Origin of the sequence: Leifsonia sp. LS1 (assembly GCF_020521355.1) — a bacterium.
Taxonomy (GTDB): Bacteria; Actinomycetota; Actinomycetes; order Actinomycetales; family Microbacteriaceae; genus Leifsonia.
Genome location: NZ_BPER01000004.1, coordinates 357,241 through 375,735, shown reverse-complemented (window position 1 = coordinate 375,735; position 18,495 = coordinate 357,241). Strand labels below are relative to the sequence as shown.

15 protein-coding genes are annotated in these 18,495 nt (G+C 71.6%); all 15 read right to left on the bottom strand.

Translation table 11 applies throughout. The features are described 5' to 3' along the window. Nucleotides 1-45: 45 nt before the first annotated feature. The 15 genes from LLS1_RS10180 to uvrB all read right to left on the bottom strand — a co-directional run bounded on the left by LLS1_RS10180 (nt 46) and on the right by uvrB (nt 18,459). Nucleotides 46-672 (bottom strand): superoxide dismutase, encoded by a 627-nt coding sequence (locus tag LLS1_RS10180; protein WP_223356593.1) that lies wholly within the window; start codon nt 670-672, stop codon nt 46-48. Between the two features lie 126 nt (nt 673-798). Beyond that, nucleotides 799-1,779 carry a DNA-binding protein WhiA gene (whiA, locus tag LLS1_RS10175; protein WP_223356595.1) on the bottom strand — a complete coding sequence of 327 codons (981 nt, stop codon included), beginning with the start codon at nt 1,777-1,779 and terminating at the stop codon, nt 799-801. Nucleotides 1,780-1,837: 58 nt separating this feature from the next. Further along, a complete protein-coding gene (gene rapZ, locus LLS1_RS10170; protein ID WP_223356599.1) occupies nt 1,838-2,713 on the bottom strand; it encodes an RNase adapter RapZ in 876 nt (291 codons plus the stop codon). 34 nt (nt 2,714-2,747) lie between these two features. Next, nucleotides 2,748-4,034: an acyltransferase gene (locus LLS1_RS10165; protein ID WP_226655229.1), complete on the bottom strand. Its 1,287-nt coding sequence runs from the start codon at nt 4,032-4,034 to the stop codon at nt 2,748-2,750. Nucleotides 4,035-4,213: 179 nt separating this feature from the next. Continuing rightward, nucleotides 4,214-4,885: a response regulator transcription factor gene (locus LLS1_RS10160; protein WP_223356604.1), complete on the bottom strand. Its 672-nt coding sequence runs from the start codon at nt 4,883-4,885 to the stop codon at nt 4,214-4,216. Beyond that, nucleotides 4,882-6,123: a sensor histidine kinase gene (locus LLS1_RS10155; RefSeq protein ID WP_226655228.1), complete on the bottom strand. Its 1,242-nt coding sequence runs from the start codon at nt 6,121-6,123 to the stop codon at nt 4,882-4,884. Before LLS1_RS10155 ends, LLS1_RS10160 begins: the two co-directional genes overlap by 4 nt. Then, nucleotides 6,120-6,839: a DedA family protein gene (locus LLS1_RS10150; RefSeq protein ID WP_226655226.1), complete on the bottom strand. Its 720-nt coding sequence runs from the start codon at nt 6,837-6,839 to the stop codon at nt 6,120-6,122. Before LLS1_RS10150 ends, LLS1_RS10155 begins: the two co-directional genes overlap by 4 nt. A 120-nt stretch (nt 6,840-6,959) precedes the next feature. Next, nucleotides 6,960-8,969 (bottom strand): excinuclease ABC subunit UvrC, encoded by a 2,010-nt coding sequence (uvrC, locus tag LLS1_RS10145; protein ID WP_226655224.1) that lies wholly within the window; start codon nt 8,967-8,969, stop codon nt 6,960-6,962. Between the two features lie 9 nt (nt 8,970-8,978). Further along, complete coding sequence (gene uvrA / locus LLS1_RS10140; RefSeq protein WP_226655243.1) at nt 8,979-11,855, bottom strand: excinuclease ABC subunit UvrA; 2,877 nt, start codon at nt 11,853-11,855, stop codon at nt 8,979-8,981. 234 nt (nt 11,856-12,089) lie between these two features. Then, nucleotides 12,090-12,629 (bottom strand): hypothetical protein, encoded by a 540-nt coding sequence (locus tag LLS1_RS10135; RefSeq protein ID WP_226655222.1) that lies wholly within the window; start codon nt 12,627-12,629, stop codon nt 12,090-12,092. After that, on the bottom strand, nt 12,626-14,044 hold the full coding sequence (locus LLS1_RS10130; protein ID WP_226655220.1) for a DUF58 domain-containing protein: 1,419 nt from the start codon (nt 14,042-14,044) through the stop codon (nt 12,626-12,628). The genes LLS1_RS10135 and LLS1_RS10130 overlap by 4 nt, the downstream gene beginning before the upstream one ends. Beyond that, entirely contained in the window at nt 14,041-15,054 is a 1,014-nt protein-coding gene (locus LLS1_RS10125) for a MoxR family ATPase (RefSeq protein WP_226655219.1), read from the bottom strand. Before LLS1_RS10125 ends, LLS1_RS10130 begins: the two co-directional genes overlap by 4 nt. A 49-nt stretch (nt 15,055-15,103) precedes the next feature. Then, nucleotides 15,104-15,613, bottom strand: coding sequence for a hypothetical protein (locus tag LLS1_RS10120; RefSeq protein ID WP_226655217.1), 510 nt, complete (start codon nt 15,611-15,613; stop codon nt 15,104-15,106). Then, a complete protein-coding gene (locus LLS1_RS10115) occupies nt 15,610-16,344 on the bottom strand; it encodes a DUF4129 domain-containing protein (RefSeq protein ID WP_226655215.1) in 735 nt (244 codons plus the stop codon). Before LLS1_RS10115 ends, LLS1_RS10120 begins: the two co-directional genes overlap by 4 nt. Before the next feature lie 48 nt (nt 16,345-16,392). Beyond that, nucleotides 16,393-18,459 (bottom strand): excinuclease ABC subunit UvrB, encoded by a 2,067-nt coding sequence (uvrB, locus tag LLS1_RS10110; protein WP_223356625.1) that lies wholly within the window; start codon nt 18,457-18,459, stop codon nt 16,393-16,395. Between the last annotated feature and the right edge of the window lie 36 nt (nt 18,460-18,495).

Here is an 18,495-nt window from a genome sequence, read left to right as displayed (position 1 = left end):
CCCCCGGGCGCCGGGGGTGCCCCCCCCGGGGCACGCCTCACCTGACTACGACAGTAGCAGCAGGCCCGAGGTCTTTTCGCGCGCCTTCAGGAAGCGGTCCTGGACGTCGGCCCAGTTCGTGATGTTCCAGAACGCCTTCACGTAGTCGGCCTTCACGTTGACGTAGTCGAGGTAGAAGGCGTGCTCCCACATGTCGAGCAGGAGGAGCGGAACGGTCGCCGCTGCGAGGTTGCCCTGGTGGTCGTACAGCTGCTCGATGATGAGCTTCTGGCCCAGCGAGTCCCACGCGAGGATCGACCAGCCGGAGCCCTGGATGCCGAGCGCCGACGCGGTGAAGTGAGCGCGGAACTTGTCGAACGAGCCGAAGAACTCGTCGATCGCCGAGGCGAGCTCGCCGGTCGGCTTGTCGCCGCCGTCCGGCGAGAGGTTGTTCCAGAACACCGTGTGGTTCACGTGACCGGCGAGGTTGAACGCGAGGTCCTTCTGGAGCTTGTTGACGTTGGCGAGGTCGTCCGCGTCGCGGGCCTCGGCCAGCTTCACGAGCGCGGTGTTCGCACCGTCGACATACGCCTTGTGGTGCTTGTCGTGGTGCAGCTCCATGATCCGACCGCTGATGTTCGGCTCGAGCGCCGAGTAGTCGTACGGAAGGTCGGCGAGCGTGTAGTCAGCCATTACTCATCTCCTCAGGTGTGTCCCGGCACGAACGGTTCCGCCGGGATCGGGCGACTTTTCCAGTCTACTGAGGGCAACTCCGGCCGCGACCGGAAGCTTCCCGGACGGGGCGCCCCGCCACGGAACCTACACCTCGTCGAGGTCGGCCGGGAGGTTGGCATCCGTACCGGGGATTCCCAGATCCGCCGCGCGCTTGTCGGCCATCGCGAGAAGGCGGCGGATGCGACCGGCGACGGCGTCCTTCGTCATGGGCGGGTCGGCGTGGTGGCCGAGCTCGTCGAGGCTGGCGTCGCGCTGCGAGAGGCGGAGCTCGCCGGCGTAGCGCAAGTGCTCCGGAACGTCGTCGCCGAGGATCTCGAGCGCGCGCTCGACGCGGGCGCAGGCGGCGACGGCGGCCTGCGCCGAGCGACGCAGGTTCGCGTCGTCGAAATTGACCAGCCGGTTGGCGGTGGCGCGCACCTCGCGGCGCTGACGCAGCTCCTCCCAGTTGGCGACGGTCTGCGCCGCGCCCATCTGGACGAGCATCGCGCTGATCGCCTCGCCGTCGCGGATGACGACGCGGTGCACGCCCCGGACCTCCCGAGCCTTCGCGGCGATGCCCAGGCGGCCTGCGGCCCCCACGAGCGCCATCGCAGCCTCGTTGCCCGGGCAGGTGACTTCGAGGGCGGCGGAGCGACCCGGGTCGGTGAGCGAGCCGTGCGCGAGGAATGCGCCGCGCCAGACGGCGGCCAGCTCCTCCCGTGAGCCGGTCGTGAGACGGTTGGGGAGGCCTCGGATCGGGCGGCGGCGGGCATCGAGCAGGCCGGTCTGGCGAGCGAGGGTCTCGCCCCCCTCGAGCACCCGGACGAGGTACTGCGGGCTGCGGCGGATGCCGGAGGCGGAGATGATGGATCCTTCGCTGCGGACGCCGTAGAGCTCGGCCAGGTCCTTGCGCACCCGCGTGGCGAGCTCGGGGGTGTCGAGCTCGCTCTCCACCGCGATGCGGCCGCCGATCAGGTGCAGTCCGCCGGAGAAGCGGAGGATGGTCGCGAGCTCGGCGGCGCGCACGGTCGTCTTGCTGACCTGCACCTTCGTGAGCTCGTCCTTGACGTCGGCGGTGAGAGCCAATCGGATTCCTAACTGTTGAGCGACGGCGTCGGTGGCGCCGTGATACGGGTGGCCGGTGTCATTCACGGCCGAGGTCGCGGTGTTTGGTGTTCACCGCGAGACCCGGGAAACTGCGCAACCGTGCCGCGAGCTCTTCCGCAATCGCGACGGAACGGTGCTTCCCTCCCGTGCAGCCTATCGCGATCGTGGCATGCCGTTTGTTCTCGCGCTGGTACCCCTCGAAGATCGGACGGAGCGCCAGCACGTACGCGGAGACGAACTCCTCCGCTCCGTTCTGACTCAGGACGAAGTCGCGCACGACCTCGTCGAGACCGGTGTGCGGCCGCAGCTCCGGGTTCCAGAACGGGTTGGGCAGGAAGCGCGCGTCGGCCACGAGGTCGGCGTCCGGCGGCAGCCCGTATTTGAAGCCGAAGCTCTGGACGGTGACCTGCACGCCCGCCGTGCCCTCGGAGGCGAACGTCTCCGTGATGTTGGTCGCCAGCTGGTGGATGTTCAGGTCGGAGGTGTCGACGATGAGGTCGCTCGCCTCGCGGATCTCGCGCAGACGCGCCCTCTCCGCGGTGATCCCATCCAGGATGGTGCCATCACCCTGCAGGGGATGCGGGCGCCGCACCTGCTCGAACCGGCGGACGAGCACGGAGTCGGCGGCCTCCAGGAACAGCACGCGCACCTTCGTGCCCTCGCGCAGGCTCTGGATCATCTCGCGCAGGTCGGCGAAGAAGTTGCGGCCGCGGACGTCGACGACGGCCGCGATCCGGGGCAGGCCGGAATCGGCCCGGTTCGCGAGCTCGATGAGCGGGCGCAGCATCTGGGGAGGGAGGTTGTCGACCACGTACCAGTCGAGGTCCTCGAGCGCGTTGGCGACCGTCGAACGGCCCGCCCCCGACATGCCCGTGACGATCAGCACTTCCTGCTGCGCGGTGTCGGTGGCCACCTGTTCTCCTCCTCGCGATGCGTGTCCGCCCAGCCTACCGAGAGACGGCGGCCGAGATGGATGTCCTGCGCATAATCAGTGGGGCCGTGCACGCGAGCGCAGCGGCGACGACCCAGGCGGCCGCTGAGCCGCCCGTCACGAGCGTCAGCACGACGCCCGACGCGCCGGCCACGGCTCCCGTGACGGCCGCGACCGGGGAGACCCGCGGCGCCGTGTCGGGGCGCGCGGGGGCGGTCTCGATGCGCCCGGCCACGGCCACCGCCCCGGCGACGGCGATCAGGACGACCGCGAACCACACCGGGCGGGACGACCACCACTCCGCACTCAGGATCGGGGGAAGCGTGGTGCCGGAGACCAGCAGCGCCCCCGCGAGCACGATCAGCACCGGCATGTGCCACAGGTAGACCGTCATCGGACGCGCCGAGATCCACGCCACCACGGCCTCCACGCCCGGGCGTGTCGCTGCGGAACGCAGAGCGGGCGCGACGATCGCGAAGAGCGCGAGCTGGATCGCGCCGAGCAGCACGAGAGCCGACACCGGCGGATTGAGGTTCGCGAGCATGTCGAAGGACCAGAAGCCCGTTGCGCACACCCCCGCCAGCAGTGCGGCGGCGCCCGCCGCGACGAGCAGCAGCGTGCGGGGGCGGAGGGCGCCCACCCGGCCGTCGGCCAGCCAGAAGCCGAGCTGCTGGACCGCCAGCCAGACGAAGACGAGGTTGGCGAACCCCACCCCCGTGACGCCCGTCGACACCCGGACGACGTCGACGGCCAGCGCGAGAGCGACCGGCGCGAGCAGGCCGAGCACTGGCGCGCGACGATGGAGGGCGACCATCGGCGGGACGCCGACCGTGCAGAGCACGTACACGCCCAGGAACCACAGCGGCTGGCTCATCCGGAAGCCGGCGACGGCGACGAGGGACTCCGGGACCCCCGCGAGCGTGAGCGCGCTCAGGAGCACGGCCACGCCGCCGAAGGCGACCGCGGCGGGCACGAACAGCCGGCGCACGCGCGCCCCCAGGTATTCGCCGTAGCCCGCGCCCCGCCCCCGCATCCGCTCCCACTGGGTGTACGACGAGAACCCGCCCAGGACGAAGAACAACGGCATGACCTGCACGAGCCAGCTCAGCGCGGCGAAGCCCGGCCAGTGCTCCATGGCGTTCTCGAGCACCGGACCCGCCGCTCCGGCGGCGACGCCGACCATGAGCGCGTGCAGCAGCACGACGACCACAAGAGAGGCGGAGCGCGCCAGGTCGACGGCCGCATCCCTGCGAGCCGGCGGTTCACGCCGCTCCGGTGCGCGGGTCGCGAGGGACAGGGTCATAGGAGGCTCCTTCCGTCCGGCCCGGCGGGCCGACGGTCAGAGCGTCTCAACGGGATGTGGAGCCTCGCGTCACCCCGGAGAGCCAACCCGCACCCCTACCGCGGTAGGGGTGCGGTACAAGGCCGCGGTACGGAGCGGTGGGCGGGGACGCGGTGAGGGCCGGGGCGGGTGGCGCCCGGTCAGGGGTTCGGCGCGACGAGTCCCGCGTCGAAGGCCAGGATGACCGCCTGCACCCGGTCGCGGAGCCCCAGCTTGGAGAACACGCGGCTCACGTGGGTCTTGACCGTCTGCTCGGCGATGAACAGCTCGGCGGCGATCTCGGCGTTGGAGAGACCGCGCCCGATCAGCACCAGGATCTCCCGCTCGCGCTCGGTCAGGCCGGCGAGGCGCTGCGCCTGCGCGCCCCCCGCCGGCCGCAGGGAGCCGAAGCGCTCCAGCAGACGCTTGGTGACCCGCGGGGCGAGGAGGGCGTCTCCGTCGGCGACCACGCGCACGGCCTGCACGAGATCGGCGGGAGGGGCATCCTTCAGCAGGAAGCCGCTCGCACCCGCGCTGAGCGCGTCGTAGACGTACTCGTCGGCGTCGAACGTGGTGAGGACCAGCACGAGCGGGCGATGCGGATCGCCGCGGCTCGGGCGCACCAGCTCTCGGGTGGCGTCGATTCCGTTCATCACCGGCATGCGCACATCCATCAGCACGACATCCGGCCGCAGGCGGCGCGCCAGCTCCACCGCCTCGGCGCCGTCGGCCGCCTGACCGAGCACCTCGATCCCCTCCTGCGCCTGGAGGATCGCGGCGAAGCCCGCGCGCACCATCGCCTGATCGTCCGCGACGAGCACGCTGATCGTCATGCGGATTCCTTTCCGACGCCGAGCGGGAGCACCGCGCGCACCCGGAAGCCGCCGTCGGCGCACGGCGCCGCCTCGAGCGTCCCGCCCAGGAGCTCCGCGCGCTCGCGCATCCCACGGATGCCGTGGCCACCGGCGTCGGGCGCGGGCGCGGAGGCCGGCCTCCCGGGAGGCGCGGAGTTCGCGACCGCGACCTGCAGGCCCCCGCTCACGTGCTCCACCACGACCTCGACGGCCGCACCGGTGGCGTGACGCGCAACGTTGCTCAGGGACTCCTGCACGATCCGATAGACAGCGAGGGCCAGGACCGGGTCCACTGCGGCCGCGATCTCGGGCGCGAGCCGGTCGTCCAGATGCGCCGTTCCGCGGCGACCCGCCGCGGCGACGAGCGCGGCGAGGTCCCCGAGGCCCGGCTGCGGCGCGGTCTCGGCGGTCGCGTCCTCGCTGCGGAGGACGCCGAGCAGCGCGCGCATCTCCCCCATGGCGCTGCGCGCGGTCGCCGCCAGTTCGTCGAACTCCGCGACGGCGTCCGGCGAGAGGTCCGGGAGCCGGTACCGCGCGCTCGAGGCCTGCACCTGGATCGCGGACATGCCGTGGGCGACCACGTCGTGCAGTTCCCGCGCGATCCGCGTCCGCTCCTCGGCCACCTCACGGAGCGCCTGCTCGGAGGCCGAGATGCGCTGCTCCCGCAGGAGCTGCCGCCGGACGTCCTGCCAGCGTGCCACCAGCACTCCACCGCCGAGCGCGGCCGCGCTCACCGCAGCGAAGACGATCAGGTCGGCGGTCACGGCGCCGGACGTCGCGGGAGCGCGCATGCCCGACCAGCCCACGATCGACGTCGCGGCGACGGCGACCGTCCACACGACCCCGGCGGCTCGCCACGCCCCTCCCGCAGCGGCCAGGCCGAGCGCGGCGGCGAAGGCGATCGTCGACGGCACTGCCACCGGCCACGGGCCACCACCTGCCGGGGAACCGAGCAGGGACAGCAGGAGGACGGCCGCCGCGGAGACGGCGACCGCGGCCGCCGGCCGCACCAGCGCGAGCAGGAGTGCGCCGCCGAGCGCGGCCGAGAGCAGCAGGGCGACGACGACGGGGGTGGCGTAGAGGGTCGCGGAGAGCGCGGCCGACACGGCGAGGATCGCCACCGTCGCCGTCGTCGTGGCTCCCCAGAGCAGGACGCGCGAGCCGTCGATCCGCAACGCAGGCGGCTGCGGGAGCGCGCTGGGCGTCGACGCTGTCATCCGCGGGCCTCCTGCCGGTCCTGTGCGACGGTGAGAACCGTCGGCGCTGTTCTTCGTGCCGTCTCGCGAGCGGGAGCGACGGGGCACGGCGATCCCGCGCCCGGACGTGCCTCGCGTCGCTTCGCATGAGCGCGCAGCCCGGCATCGATCCCGATGCCCACCGTCACGCCCAGGACGATCCCGACGACCATCGCGAGGAACGCGTTGCCGCCGAGCCAGTGCGCTGCGACCACCCCCACAGTAACGGAGTAGAGGGCCCACGAGACCCCCGCGACGGAGGACAGCAGCAGGAAGCGCGCGGGCGCGATCCGCGAGGCGCCCGCCATGAGGTTGACGGCCACCCGGCCCACCGGCACGTATCGCGCCGACAGGAGCAGAACACCGGTCCGCTGATGCAGTCCGCGACGGGCACGTGCCAGCGCCGCGCTCGTGCGCGGGCCGCGCAGCGGGCGGAGACGCTCGATGCGGCCGATGGGCACGAGACGCCCGACCGCGAAGGTGAGGTTGTCGCCCGCGATCGCCCCCGCGGCGGCGCACGCGAGCACCAGCGGCAGGTTCGGCGCCCCGACAGCGACGGCGGCCGCCGCGGCCGCGATCACCACGGACTCGCTGGGCACGGGTGGGAAGAACGCGTCCACGAGCACGACGGCGAAGACGACCAGATACACCCACGGGGACGCGGCCGCGTGGGCGATGAACTCGTTGAGGGCTTCCATGCCTCGACGCTACGGACGGAGAGCGCGCAACGCGTCCCCCAGCGGTACCGGCCACCCCCTACCGCAGAGGGAGAAACCGCCGAGGGAGACCCCGCACCCGGACGACCGGCCGAGCGAGCCTCAGCGCTCGGCCAGCCGCTCGGCCACGGCGGCGGCCAGCGTCGGGCCGACGCCGCGCACCTCTGCGATCTGCTCCGGCGTCGCCTGCTTCAGCTGGGCCACAGAACCGAAGTGCTTCAGCAGCTCCTTCACCCGCGATGGGCCGAGGCCCGGGATCTCGCCCAGCACGGTGCCGATGTCACGCTTACGCCGCGACCGCTGGTAGGTGATCGCGAAGCGGTGTGCCTCGTCGCGCAGCCGCTGGATGAGGAAGAGGGCGTCGCTGTTGCGCGGCAGGATGACCGGGAAGTCCGAGTCGGGCAGCCAGATCTCCTCCAGACGCTTGGCGATACCCGCCAGCTGGATGCCCTGCACGCCCGACTCCTCGAGGGCGCGCTGCGCCGCGGCCACCTGCGGCTGACCGCCGTCGACGAGGAGGAGGTTCGGCGGGTAGGAGAACTTGCGGCGGCGCTTCTCCGCCGCTTCCGCGAGCTCGGCGTCGACGTCGATGGTCGGGTCGTCTCCCCCGTCGTCGGCGAACGGCTCGTCCGTTCGCCCCGTGCCCGCAGCGACCGGATCGGTCTCGATGGGCGCGTCGTCCTTCAGGTAGGCGAGTCGCCGCGTGATCACCTGGTAGATCGACTCCGTGTCGTCGGTCGACTCGGGGATGCTGAACCGGCGGTACTGATCCTTGCGCGGCAGACCGTCCTCGAAGACGACCATGGACGCGACGATGTTGGTCCCGCTCAGGTGCGAGACGTCGTAGCACTCCATTCGCAGCGGAGCCTCGTCCATGCCGAGCGCGTCCTGGATGTCGGAGAGCGCCTTGGACCGGGCGACGAAGTCCGCAGATCGGCGAGTCTTGTAGAGCACGAGCGCGTTCTTGGCGTTCATCTCCGCGGTCTGCGCCAGCGCGGCCTTGTCGCCGCGCTGGGCGACGCGCAGCTCCACACGACCGCTGAGCCGTCCGCGCGTCGCACTCGGGTCGCTCACGCTCCCCCCGCTGGTCTCGTGCCGACGTTCGGTGAGCCACCGTTCCAGCTCCGCCGTGTCGTCCGGCAGTTCGGGCACCAGAATCTCGCGCGGGGGCACGTCGGCGCCCTCGTAGGCGTTCTGCAGGACGGTCTCCACCAGTTCGCCGAGCTCCATGTCGAGCTCTTTGTCGACCACCCAGCTGCGGACACCGCGGATGCGCCCGCCGCGCACGATGAACTGCTGCACCGCGGCCGCGAGCTCGTCGTGGGCGATGCCGAAGGCGTCGAGGTCAACCGTCTCCTGCAGCACGACCGCGCTCTTGCCCATGGCCGCCTCGAGGGCCTGGATGGCGTCACGGTGCCGGGCGGCGGCCTCGTAGTCCATCGTGCTCGCGGCCGACTTCATCTTGTCGTTCAGCTCGCGGATGTACTTCGTGTCATTGCCCGCCATGAACGAGACGAAGTCCTCGGCGAGCCCGCGGTGGTCCTCCGGCGTGATACGGCCGACGCAGGGCGCGGCGCACTTGCCGATGTCGCCGAGCAGGCACGGACGACCCGTCAGCTCGGCGCGGCGGTACACCCCGTCGGAGCAGCTGCGGACCGGGAACGCCTTGAGCATGAGGTCGACGGTGTCGCGGATCGCCCACACCTTCGTGTACGGACCGAAGTAGCGGGCGTCCTTGACGCCGCGGTTGCGGGTGACCATCACGCGCGGGATGCGGTCGCCCAGCGTCACGGCGAGGTAGGGGTACGACTTGTCGTCCCGGAACTGCACGTTGAACGGTGGAGTGAACTCCTTGATCCAGGTGTACTCCAGCTGGAGCGCCTCGAACTCGCTCGCCACCACCGTCCACTCGACCGACGCGGCGGTCGTGACCATGCGCCGGGTGCGCTCGTGCAGGCTGCGCAGAGGCTGGAAGTAGTTGCTCAACCGCGCACGCAGGTTCTTCGCCTTGCCCACGTAGAGCACCCGCCGGTTCTTGTCACGGAAACGGTAGACGCCCGGCTGGGTCGGGATCTCGCCGGCCTTCGGCCGGTAGCTGACGGTGTCGGCCACGCGCGCGCCCTACGCGGCGCCCTGGGCGCTCTCGCCCTGCAGGATCTCCTTGAGGAAGTAGCCCGTGTGGCTGCCTGGAGCCTCCGCCACCTGCTCCGGGGTGCCGGTCGCGATGACCTGGCCGCCCCCGGCGCCGCCTTCGGGGCCCATATCGATCAGCCAGTCCGCGGACTTGATCACGTCGAGGTTGTGCTCGATGACGATGACGGTGTTGCCCTTGTCGAGAAGGCCGTTGAGCACGAGCAGCAGCTTGCGGACGTCTTCGAAGTGCAGACCGGTGGTCGGCTCGTCGAGCACGTAGACGCTGCGGCCGTTCGAACGGCGCTGCAGCTCGGTCGCGAGCTTCACGCGCTGCGCCTCGCCGCCCGACAGGGTCGTCGCGCTCTGGCCGAGGCGCACGTAGCCGAGACCCACGTCGACCAGCGTCTTCAGGTAGCGGTGGATGGCCGAGATCGGCTCGAAGAACACCGCCGCCTCGCTGATCGGCATGTCGAGCACCTCGGCGATGTTCTTGCCCTTGTAGTGCACCGAGAGCGTGTCGCGGTTGTAGCGGGCTCCCCCGCACACCTCGCACGCGACGTACACGTCGGGCAGGAAGTTCATCTCGATCTTGATCGTGCCGTCGCCGGAGCACGCCTCGCAGCGACCGCCCTTGACGTTGAAGCTGAACCGGCCCGGCAGGTAGCCGCGCATCTTCGCCTCGGTGGTCTCCGCGAAGAGGTTGCGGATGCGGTCGAACACGCCCGTGTAGGTGGCCGGGTTGGAGCGCGGAGTCCGGCCGATGGGCGCCTGGTCGACGTGCACGACCTTGTCGAGATTGTCCAGTCCGGTGACCGTGCGGTGCTTGCCCGGAAGCTTGCGGGCCCCGTTGAGCTTGTTGGCGAGCACGCGGTAGAGGATGTCGTTGACGAGCGACGACTTGCCCGATCCCGAGACGCCCGTGACGGCGACGAACGTGCCGAGCGGGAAGTCGACGGTGACCTTCTTGAGGTTGTTCGCCTCGGCGTCGACCACGCGCAGCATCCGCTTCTTGTCGATCTTCCGGCGCTTGGCCGGGATGGCGATCTCGCGACGGCCCGCGAGGTAGTCTCCCGTGAGCGAGTCGGTGTTCGCCAGCAGCTCATCGTACGAGCCGGAATGCACGACGTGACCGCCGTTGACGCCCGCGCCCGGACCGATGTCGACGACCCAGTCGGCGGTGCGGATGGTGTCCTCGTCGTGCTCGACCACGATGAGCGTGTTGCCGAGGTCGCGGAGGGCCACGAGCGTGTCGATCAGGCGCCGGTTGTCACGCTGGTGCAGGCCGATGCTCGGCTCGTCGAGCACGTAGAGTACGCCGGTCAGCCCCGACCCGATCTGAGTGGCGAGCCGGATGCGCTGCGCCTCGCCACCGGACAGCGTGGCCGCCGCCCGCGAGAGGTCGAGGTAGCTGAGTCCGACCTGGATCAGGAAGTCGAGGCGGATCTTGATCTCGCGCAGCACCTGGGCGCCGATCTTCTGCTCGCGCTCGGTGAGGTGCAGCTTCTCCATGAACGCGCGGGCGTCGCTGAGGCTCAGCTCCGACGCGTCCGCGATGCTCGCACCGTGCACGTGCACGGCGAGCACCTCGGGCTTCAGGCGCTTGCCCTTGCAGACCGGGCACGGAACCTCGCGCAGATACTCGGCCCAGCGTGCGCGCTGCGTGTCGGTCTCGGCCTGCAGGTACTGGCGCTCGATGTACGGAACCACGCCCTCGAAGCCGGAGGTGTACGACATCTCGCGTCCGTACCGGTTCTTCCAGCGGACCTTGACCTCGAAGTTGTCGCCGTGGAGCACCGCGTCGCGCACGTTCTCCGGGAGCTTCTTCCACGGGGTCGTCAGCGAGAACTTCAGGTCGCGAGCGAGCCCGTCGAGCAGCTTCTCGTAGTAGTTGAAGAGCCCTTTGCCCTGCGTGGTCCAGGGGACGATCACGCCCTCCGCGATGCTCAGCTCGTCGTCGCCGAGCAGCAGGTCGTCGTCGACCGACATGCGCGTGCCGAGGCCGGAGCACTCGGGGCACGCGCCGAACGGCGCATTGAACGAGAACGTGCGCGGCTCGATCTCGGTGAGCTGGATCGGGTGGCCGTTCGGGCAGGAGAGCTTCTCGCTGAAGTTCTGCCAGGCCTCCGGTCCCTCACGGTCGACGAAGTTGACCTGGACGAGACCGTCCGTGAGCCGCAGCGCGGTCTCGAGCGAGTCCGTCAGACGGGTCAGGATGTCGGGGCCGGCCACGAGACGGTCCACGATGACCGAGATGTCGTGCTTGTACTGCTTCTTGAGCGTCGGCGGTTCCGCGAGCTGGATCATCTCGCCGTCGACCAGCGCGCGCGAGTAACCGCCCGCCGCGAGCTCCTTGAAGAGGTCGACGAACTCGCCCTTCTTCTGCGAGACGACCGGGCTGACCACCATGTAGCGCGTGCCCGCCTCCAGCTCCATCAGCTGGTCGGCGATCTGCTGCACCGTCTGCCGCTGGATCTTCTCGCCGCAGATCGGGCAGTGCGGCACGCCGATGCGCGCCCAGAGCAGACGCATGTAGTCGTAGATCTCGGTGATCGTTCCGACGGTCGAGCGCGGGTTGCGGTTCGTCGACTTCTGATCGATCGACACCGCGGGGCTGAGACCCTCGATGAAGTCGACGTCGGGGCGGTCGACCTGCCCGAGGAACTGACGCGCGTAGGCCGACAGCGACTCGACGTACCGGCGCTGCCCCTCCGCGAAGATCGTATCGAACGCGAGAGACGACTTGCCCGAGCCCGACAGGCCGGTGAACACGACGAGGGAGTCGCGCGGGATCTCGAGGTCGACATCGTGCAGGTTGTGCACACGCGCGCCCCGGACGCTCAGGTGCGACCCCGTGACCCTGGCGATGCTCCCCTGCGGCTGATGGCTCTGCGCCTGGTGCGCCTGACCCTGGATACCCTGCCCCTGAATACTCACTCGTCCCATTTTCCGCTAGTTCTCGACGGCGTCGGCCCGTGTTCGCCGACCGCGCACGCGCGCCGGCGGTTCGAAGTTTTGTTCGATTCTAGCGCCTCCGCGGCGGGTCGGGGCCCGCACGCGCGAGTCTAGGCGCGACCACCGACATCGGGGACCCCTCCCGCCTCACCCCCGACGCGGCCGCAGGAGGAAGACCGCGATGAGGACGGCGATGGCCAGGATCGCGGCACCGGCCACGATCGCCATCGCGCCGACGCCCTGCTCCGGCCGCAGCACGAGGATCACGACGGCGACCGCCTGCACCGGGAGTTGGATCGCGATCAGCCGCCGCACCCCGGGGAGCAGCACGGCGGGTTGGAGGCCGGCGCGGACGGGCACGGCGAGCATCCACCCCGCCAGCACGTGCAGCACGTGCACGCCGACGATCAGCGCGAGGAGGCGCGCGGAGACGCCTTCGGCCGGCTCCAGGAGAGCGGAGAAGGCCAGCACGGCGATGAGCAGCCACGCCGTGCGCCAACGCGGCACGACGACGGTCACCGCCGCGAGGGCGACGCCGATCACGGGCCACGGACCGCTGGGCGCCGCCGACAGCGCCAGGGGGACGGCGATCAGAGCGAACGCGACCCGCAGCGACCAACCGGGGAGCGTCCACGGGAGCCCGGTCACCTCCGCCCGGGACTCCCGGGCGTCGGGCGTCGCGCTCATGCGGGCCTGCCCGCGGTCGCGCGTCGCCGGGGTGCAGCGAGCCGGCGCAGGGCGGAGTCCCGATCCGGGGACGTCCACACCAGCAGGTCCGCGCCCGCCGCCCGCAACCGCTCGAGCCGGACGGCCCGCTCGGCCACCACCACCCGGAGGGCGATCTGCTCCCGCGCCGTGAGCGTCGCGGCGCGCAGCGGAGGGAGGACGTCCACCGCGATCACCCGATGCCCTGCAGCGCGCCAGGTCAGGGCCAGCCGCAGTGGCTGGTCGTCGAGGAACGTGGAGAGCACATAGACCAGCGCACCGGTGGCCAGCCGGGGGACGCGCACGCGATCGCCGACGGCGCGGCGCGCTGTGGTCGTCTCGATGCGGCGGAGTACCGCCTCCCTGTGCCGCGAGCCCGAGCGAGGGGGAAGGGCGCGCGCGGCATCGGCGATGTCGTCGAAGCCGACCCGGTCGGCGACGGCCGCGTACGCCGTCGCGAGCGAGACCGCGGCCTCCCTCGCCACGTCGAGCGAGCGCAGGCCGGCCCGCGGGTGCGGTGCAGCCCAGTCCGCCACCTCGCCCGGGAGGTCGTCGCGGGCATCCAGGACGAGCTGGACCGCCGCGTCGGAGGTCGCCGTCGTGCGGCGCACGTAGAGCTCACCGGGGCGCTGTGCTCGACGGGCCGTCGCCTTCCAGTCGATCCGCCGCAGCCGGTCGCCGGCACGATAGCGGTCGACATCGCGGAACTCGCCGCCGTCACCCGGCCTGCTGGACACGTGCTGCCCCGTGAGGCCCTGCAGGCGAGCGGGCAGCGGAAGGCTCCGGATCGGCAGCGCCGCGGGCCGCACGACGCGAACGACCGTCGCGGCGGCCCCGGGCACGTCGGGGTCGCCCGTCCACGAGGCGTCCGCGCCGATCGCACGCCCCTCGACCAGGACGACGCGCTGCGGCCCGGAGTGCCCGACCGCGACGCCGACACGGAGCTGCGTCGCGGCCCTCGCCGTGAGCACGGTGTCGACGGGTGTGCGGTCCGCCGGGGTGATCCGGAGCTGGATCGCGTCCGGATGGCTTCCGGGCGCCGCCGCGGCGGAAACGGCGACTGCGACGCGAGCGGTCGCACCGTCATCGCGGGTGGGCTCCCCCGCCCCGGCGACGCCCGGCGCCGGCTCCGAGCCGTCGGCCGCAGCCACGGCGTGCGCCCTCATCGTGACGGCGCTCCCGTCGCGCGGGCGGCGCACCCGGTCGCCCAGGACGGCCAGGAGCAGCGGCGCCGCGACCAGCACCAGCTCGACGCGCCCGAACAGGAAAGCGGCGGTCAGGCACACGGCGGCCACCAGCGCGGCCCCGGTCTGAGCCGGACGGGGAACGCGACGCAACGGCGATCCCGCACTCTTCCCGTCCGGCACAGCACCGGCGCGCGATGCGCTGTCCGTCATGCGCCCGCCGACCCCTCCACGTGCTCCGGGGCGCGCGTGCCGACCGCCGGAGGCCCCGGTACGGCGGCGACCACCTCTGCAACGACGTCCTGCGGGCTGACGCCGCCTGTCCAGGCCGACACCGTCAGCGTGAGCCGGTGGGCGAGCACCGGGACGGCGACGCGCTTGACATCGTCGGGGAGGACGAAGTCGCGCCCGGCCAGCACTGCCAGCGCGCGGGCCATCAGCAGCAGCCCCTGCGACCCGCGTGGCGAGGCCCCCACCTCGACCGAGCGGTGGCGGCGGGTCGCGGCGGCCAGGGCCACGCAGTATGCGGCGATGTCGGGGTCGACGTCCACTCGCTCCACGCCCGCCTGCATGGCGAGCAGCGTGTCCGCGTCTGTCACCGGTGCCACGACGGCGACCTCGCGTCGTCGTGCGACCCGTGCGAGCAGCACCTGGCGCTCCCCCGCCGCGTCCGGATAGCCGACGCTCAGCCGCACCATGAATCGATCGAGCTGCGCCTCGGGGAGGGCGTAGGTGCCCTCGGACTCGATCGGGTTCGCCGTCGCGACCACGTGGAACGGCTGCGGGAGGGCGAAACTGCTCCCCTCGACCGACACCTGCCCCTCCGCCATCGCCTCCAGCAGCGCGGACTGCGTCTTCGGCGAGGTGCGGTTGATCTCGTCGGCGAGGAACAGCCCGGTGAAGACGGGCCCGGGGCGGAACTCGAACTCGGCGGTCTGCGGCAGGTACACGAACGACCCGGTGATGTCGGACGGCAGGAGGTCCGGAGTGCACTGGAGGCGGCGGAAGTCGAGGCCGACGGCCGCCGCGATCGAGCGCGCGGCGAGGGTCTTGCCGAGACCGGGGACGTCCTCGAAGAGCACATGGCCGCCGGCGAGGATCGAGGCGAGCGCGAGCGTCAGCGGCTCCCGCATCCCGATCACGACGGACTCGACGCGATCGAGCACGGCGGCGCCGAGGCGCGCGACGTCGTCGACGGACAGCGGGGCGGGGAGGGACGGCATGGTTCTCCTGGGGTCGAGGGACAAGACGGGGCGGCACCGAGCACTCCGCTCAGCCGCCCCCGTGGTCCGTCACCGGGGCGAGCGCCTCGAGACGGGCGAGCAGGGATGCGTAGGCGGCCGTGCTCGGCGACTCGCCGCTCCCGCGCCGCAGGATGGGAAGGGCGTCGTCGCCGAGCAGACGGGCGACCTCCGCCGCCGACGCGGGGTCGTCGAGCGCCACGCCGCGGAGGGCGAGACACTCGGTCGCGAGCGCCCGGAGCCTCCGGACGGCGTCGGGCGAGACGCGCCCGGCGCGGAGACCGCGGGAGCGGGCCGCGATGGACCAGCCGAGCTGAACGACATCGCGCCGCGCGCCGGGGCGCGGCTCGGGCGCGGGGACGGCCCACGAGACCTCCCCCTGAGAGCCCACGAGCGCCAGGACACACGCGAGCGCCGCGACGACCGCTCCGGCCCCGATCGCGTGCGGCGCGTCCATCCCGAGAAGCCAGGCGGCGACGCCGACGATCAGTCCGAGCGCACCGCAGCCGGCGATCCGGCGCCCGGCCCGTGGCGGTCTCACCGGGCCTCCTGCGAGCGTGCGCCGGCCCGCGTCGCCAGCCATGACGCGCGCAGCGACTCCAGAGCGGCGCGGGCGTCCGCCACGTCTGCGTCCGTCGCGGGACGTGTCCCGAACCGCACGCGCTGGTACACGCCGAGCAGCGAGCGCGCTGCCGTCGCATCGGCTGCGACCCTGGCGACAACGCGGGCGACGAACTCCGCGGGGGTCTCGGCGGGCAACCGCCGGACGCCGGAGTCGGAGGCGCCCTCCTCCAGGCCCAGCCAGGCGCGCTCGATGGCGTCGCGGGGATCCCTCGGCGCGTCCAGTTCCGCGAGTGCGCGGTCCAGCCCGCGACGGACGGGCTCCGGCCGAGGCTCGTCGGCGGCCGGCGGCAGCTCGCCGTCCGTCACGGCCCCGAGCAGCGGGGCCGAGGGCGCGGCCCGGTCCGCCATCCGCCGGCGCAGGTACCGCCAGACGAGCGCAAGGACGAGCACGGCCGCGAGCGCGACGAGGGCGACCACGACCCAGGACAGGTCGACCTGGACGACCCGACCGGTGTCCCGCGGCCCGGGAGTGCCGGTCACGGCGTCGGTGACACCGGGCCGCGGCCCGAGATCTGCGTCGGACAGGCCGATACGCGGGCCACTGAACACGGGAGGCCCCTGCGAGCTCACTGCGACGGCCGCCACCGCGAGCAGCAGTGCGCCCGCGCCAGGGACGACCCACCGCTGCCACGCCGCCTTCGAGCTCACCCTGCCACCGTAGCGCGCTCGCGGACTGCCCGGTCGACGAGGCGGATCTCAGCCCAGGTGCCCGGCCTTCTCCATCTGGCGCAGATCCCGCTTGAGGTCGGAGAGCTCGTCGCGCAGGCGTGCCGCCAACTCGAACTTGAGTTCGCCCGCCGCGGCGAGCATCTGCTGGTTGAGATCGGCGATGAGACCTTCGAGCTCTGCGGCGCCCTGCGCGGCGATGCCTCCGTTGCGGAGGTTCGGCGTCGGGCTCTTGCGCTTCTGCTCGCGTCCCGCGAGCATCCGAGCGGTATCGGCCTCCTCACGGGCGAGCACGTCGGTGATGTCGGCGATGCGCTTGCGCAACGGCTGCGGGTCGATGCCATTGACCCGGTTGTACTCCAGCTGCTTGTCGCGACGCCGATCAGTCTCCTCGATCGCGCGCTGCATCGAGTCGGTGAGCACGTCCGCGTACATGTGCACCTCGCCCGACACGTTGCGGGCTGCGCGGCCGATGGTCTGGATGAGCGAGGTCGACGACCGCAGGAACCCCTCCTTGTCCGCGTCGAGGATCGCGACCAGCGACACCTCGGGCAGGTCGAGGCCCTCGCGCAGCAGGTTGATGCCCACCAGCACGTCGTAGACGCCGGCACGCAGCTCGGTCAGCAGTTCGACGCGCCGCAGCGTGTCGACGTCGGAATGGAGGTACCGCACGCGCACGCCGGCCTCGGCGAGGAAGTCGGTGAGCTCCTCCGCCATCTTCTTCGTGAGCGTCGTGACGAGGATGCGCTCGTCGCGCTCGACGCGCACCCGGATCTCCTCGAGCAGATCGTCGATCTGCCCCTTCGTCGGCTTGACGACGATCTGCGGGTCGACGAGCCCGGTCGGGCGGATGATCTGCTCGACGACGCCGTCGGCGATCCCCAGCTCGTACTGCCCCGGGGTGGCCGAGAGATAGACGGTCTGGCCCACGCGGTCCTTGAACTCGTTCCAGCGCAGCGGCCGGTTGTCGAGCGCGCTCGGGAGCCGGAAGCCGTGCTCCACCAGGGTGCGCTTGCGGGACGCGTCGCCCTCGTACATCGCGCCGATCTGGGGGACGGTCACGTGCGACTCGTCGATCACGACGAGGAAGTCGTCCGGGAAGTAGTCCAGCAGGCAGTTCGGCGCCTCCCCGGGCTGCCGGCCGTCGATGTGGCGCGAGTAGTTCTCGATGCCGGAGCAGAAGCCGATCTGCTCCATCATCTCGAGGTCGAACTGCGTGCGCATGCGGAGGCGCTGGGCCTCCAGCAGCTTGCCCTCGCGCTCCAGCTCGACCAGCCGGTCGTGCAGCTCGGTCTGGATCGTTCCGATGGCGCGCTGCATGGTGACCGGGCTGGCCGCGTAGTGCGTCGCGGGGAAGACGGACACCGCGTCCATCTTCGAGATCACGTTGCCGGTGAGGGGGTGCAGCGTGTACAGCGCCTCGATCTCGTCGCCGAACATCTCGATCCGCACGGCGTGCTCCTCGTAGACCGGGATGATCTCGATCGTGTCACCGCGCACGCGGAACTTGCCGCGCGAGAAGTCGACATCGTTGCGCTCGTACTGCATGTTGACGAACCGCCGGATGAGCGCGTCGCGTCCGATGGTCTGGCCCACCTGGAGCGCGACCATCGCCTCGAGGTATTCCTCCGCCGCGCCGAGGCCGTAGATGCAGGACACCGTCGACACGACCACCACGTCGCGCCGGCTGAGCAGCGAGTTCGTCGTCGAGTGGCGCAGGCGCTCGACCTCCGCGTTGATCGAGGAGTCCTTCTCGATGAACGTGTCCGTCTGCGGCACGTAGGCCTCGGGCTGGTAGTAGTCGTAGTACGAGACGAAATACTCGACGGCGTTGTTCGGCAGCAGCTCCCGGAACTCGTTGGCGAGCTGTGCCGCGAGAGTCTTGTTGTGCGCGAGGACGAGGGTGGGCCGCTGCACCTGCTCGATCAGCCACGCGGTCGTCGCCGACTTGCCGGTGCCCGTCGCGCCGAGGAGCACCACATCGGTCTCCCCCGCGTTGATGCGGCCGGCGAGCTCGGCGATCGCCTGCGGCTGGTCCCCGCTCGGGGCGTATTCGCTGACGACCTCGAAGGGACGGACGGCGCGCGTGGGTTCCATGACATCCAGCCTAGGACGGACCACCGACACCGCGGC

Bases quoted from the DNA above. Each gene is read 5' to 3' on its own strand.
- LLS1_RS10180 (WP_223356593.1), bottom strand. From the start codon at position 672: ATGGCTGACTACACGCTCGCCGACCTTCCGTACGACTACTCGGCGCTC.
- LLS1_RS10165 (WP_226655229.1), bottom strand. From the start codon at position 4,034: ATGACCCTGTCCCTCGCGACCCGCGCACCGGAGCGGCGTGAACCGCCG.
- LLS1_RS10160 (WP_223356604.1), bottom strand. From the start codon at position 4,885: ATGACGATCAGCGTGCTCGTCGCGGACGATCAGGCGATGGTGCGCGCG.
- LLS1_RS10155 (WP_226655228.1), bottom strand. From the start codon at position 6,123: ATGACAGCGTCGACGCCCAGCGCGCTCCCGCAGCCGCCTGCGTTGCGG.
- LLS1_RS10150 (WP_226655226.1), bottom strand. From the start codon at position 6,839: ATGGAAGCCCTCAACGAGTTCATCGCCCACGCGGCCGCGTCCCCGTGG.
- LLS1_RS10135 (WP_226655222.1), bottom strand. From the start codon at position 12,629: ATGAGCGCGACGCCCGACGCCCGGGAGTCCCGGGCGGAGGTGACCGGG.
- LLS1_RS10130 (WP_226655220.1), bottom strand. From the start codon at position 14,044: ATGACGGACAGCGCATCGCGCGCCGGTGCTGTGCCGGACGGGAAGAGT.
- LLS1_RS10125 (WP_226655219.1), bottom strand. From the start codon at position 15,054: ATGCCGTCCCTCCCCGCCCCGCTGTCCGTCGACGACGTCGCGCGCCTC.
- uvrB (WP_223356625.1), bottom strand. From the start codon at position 18,459: ATGGAACCCACGCGCGCCGTCCGTCCCTTCGAGGTCGTCAGCGAATAC.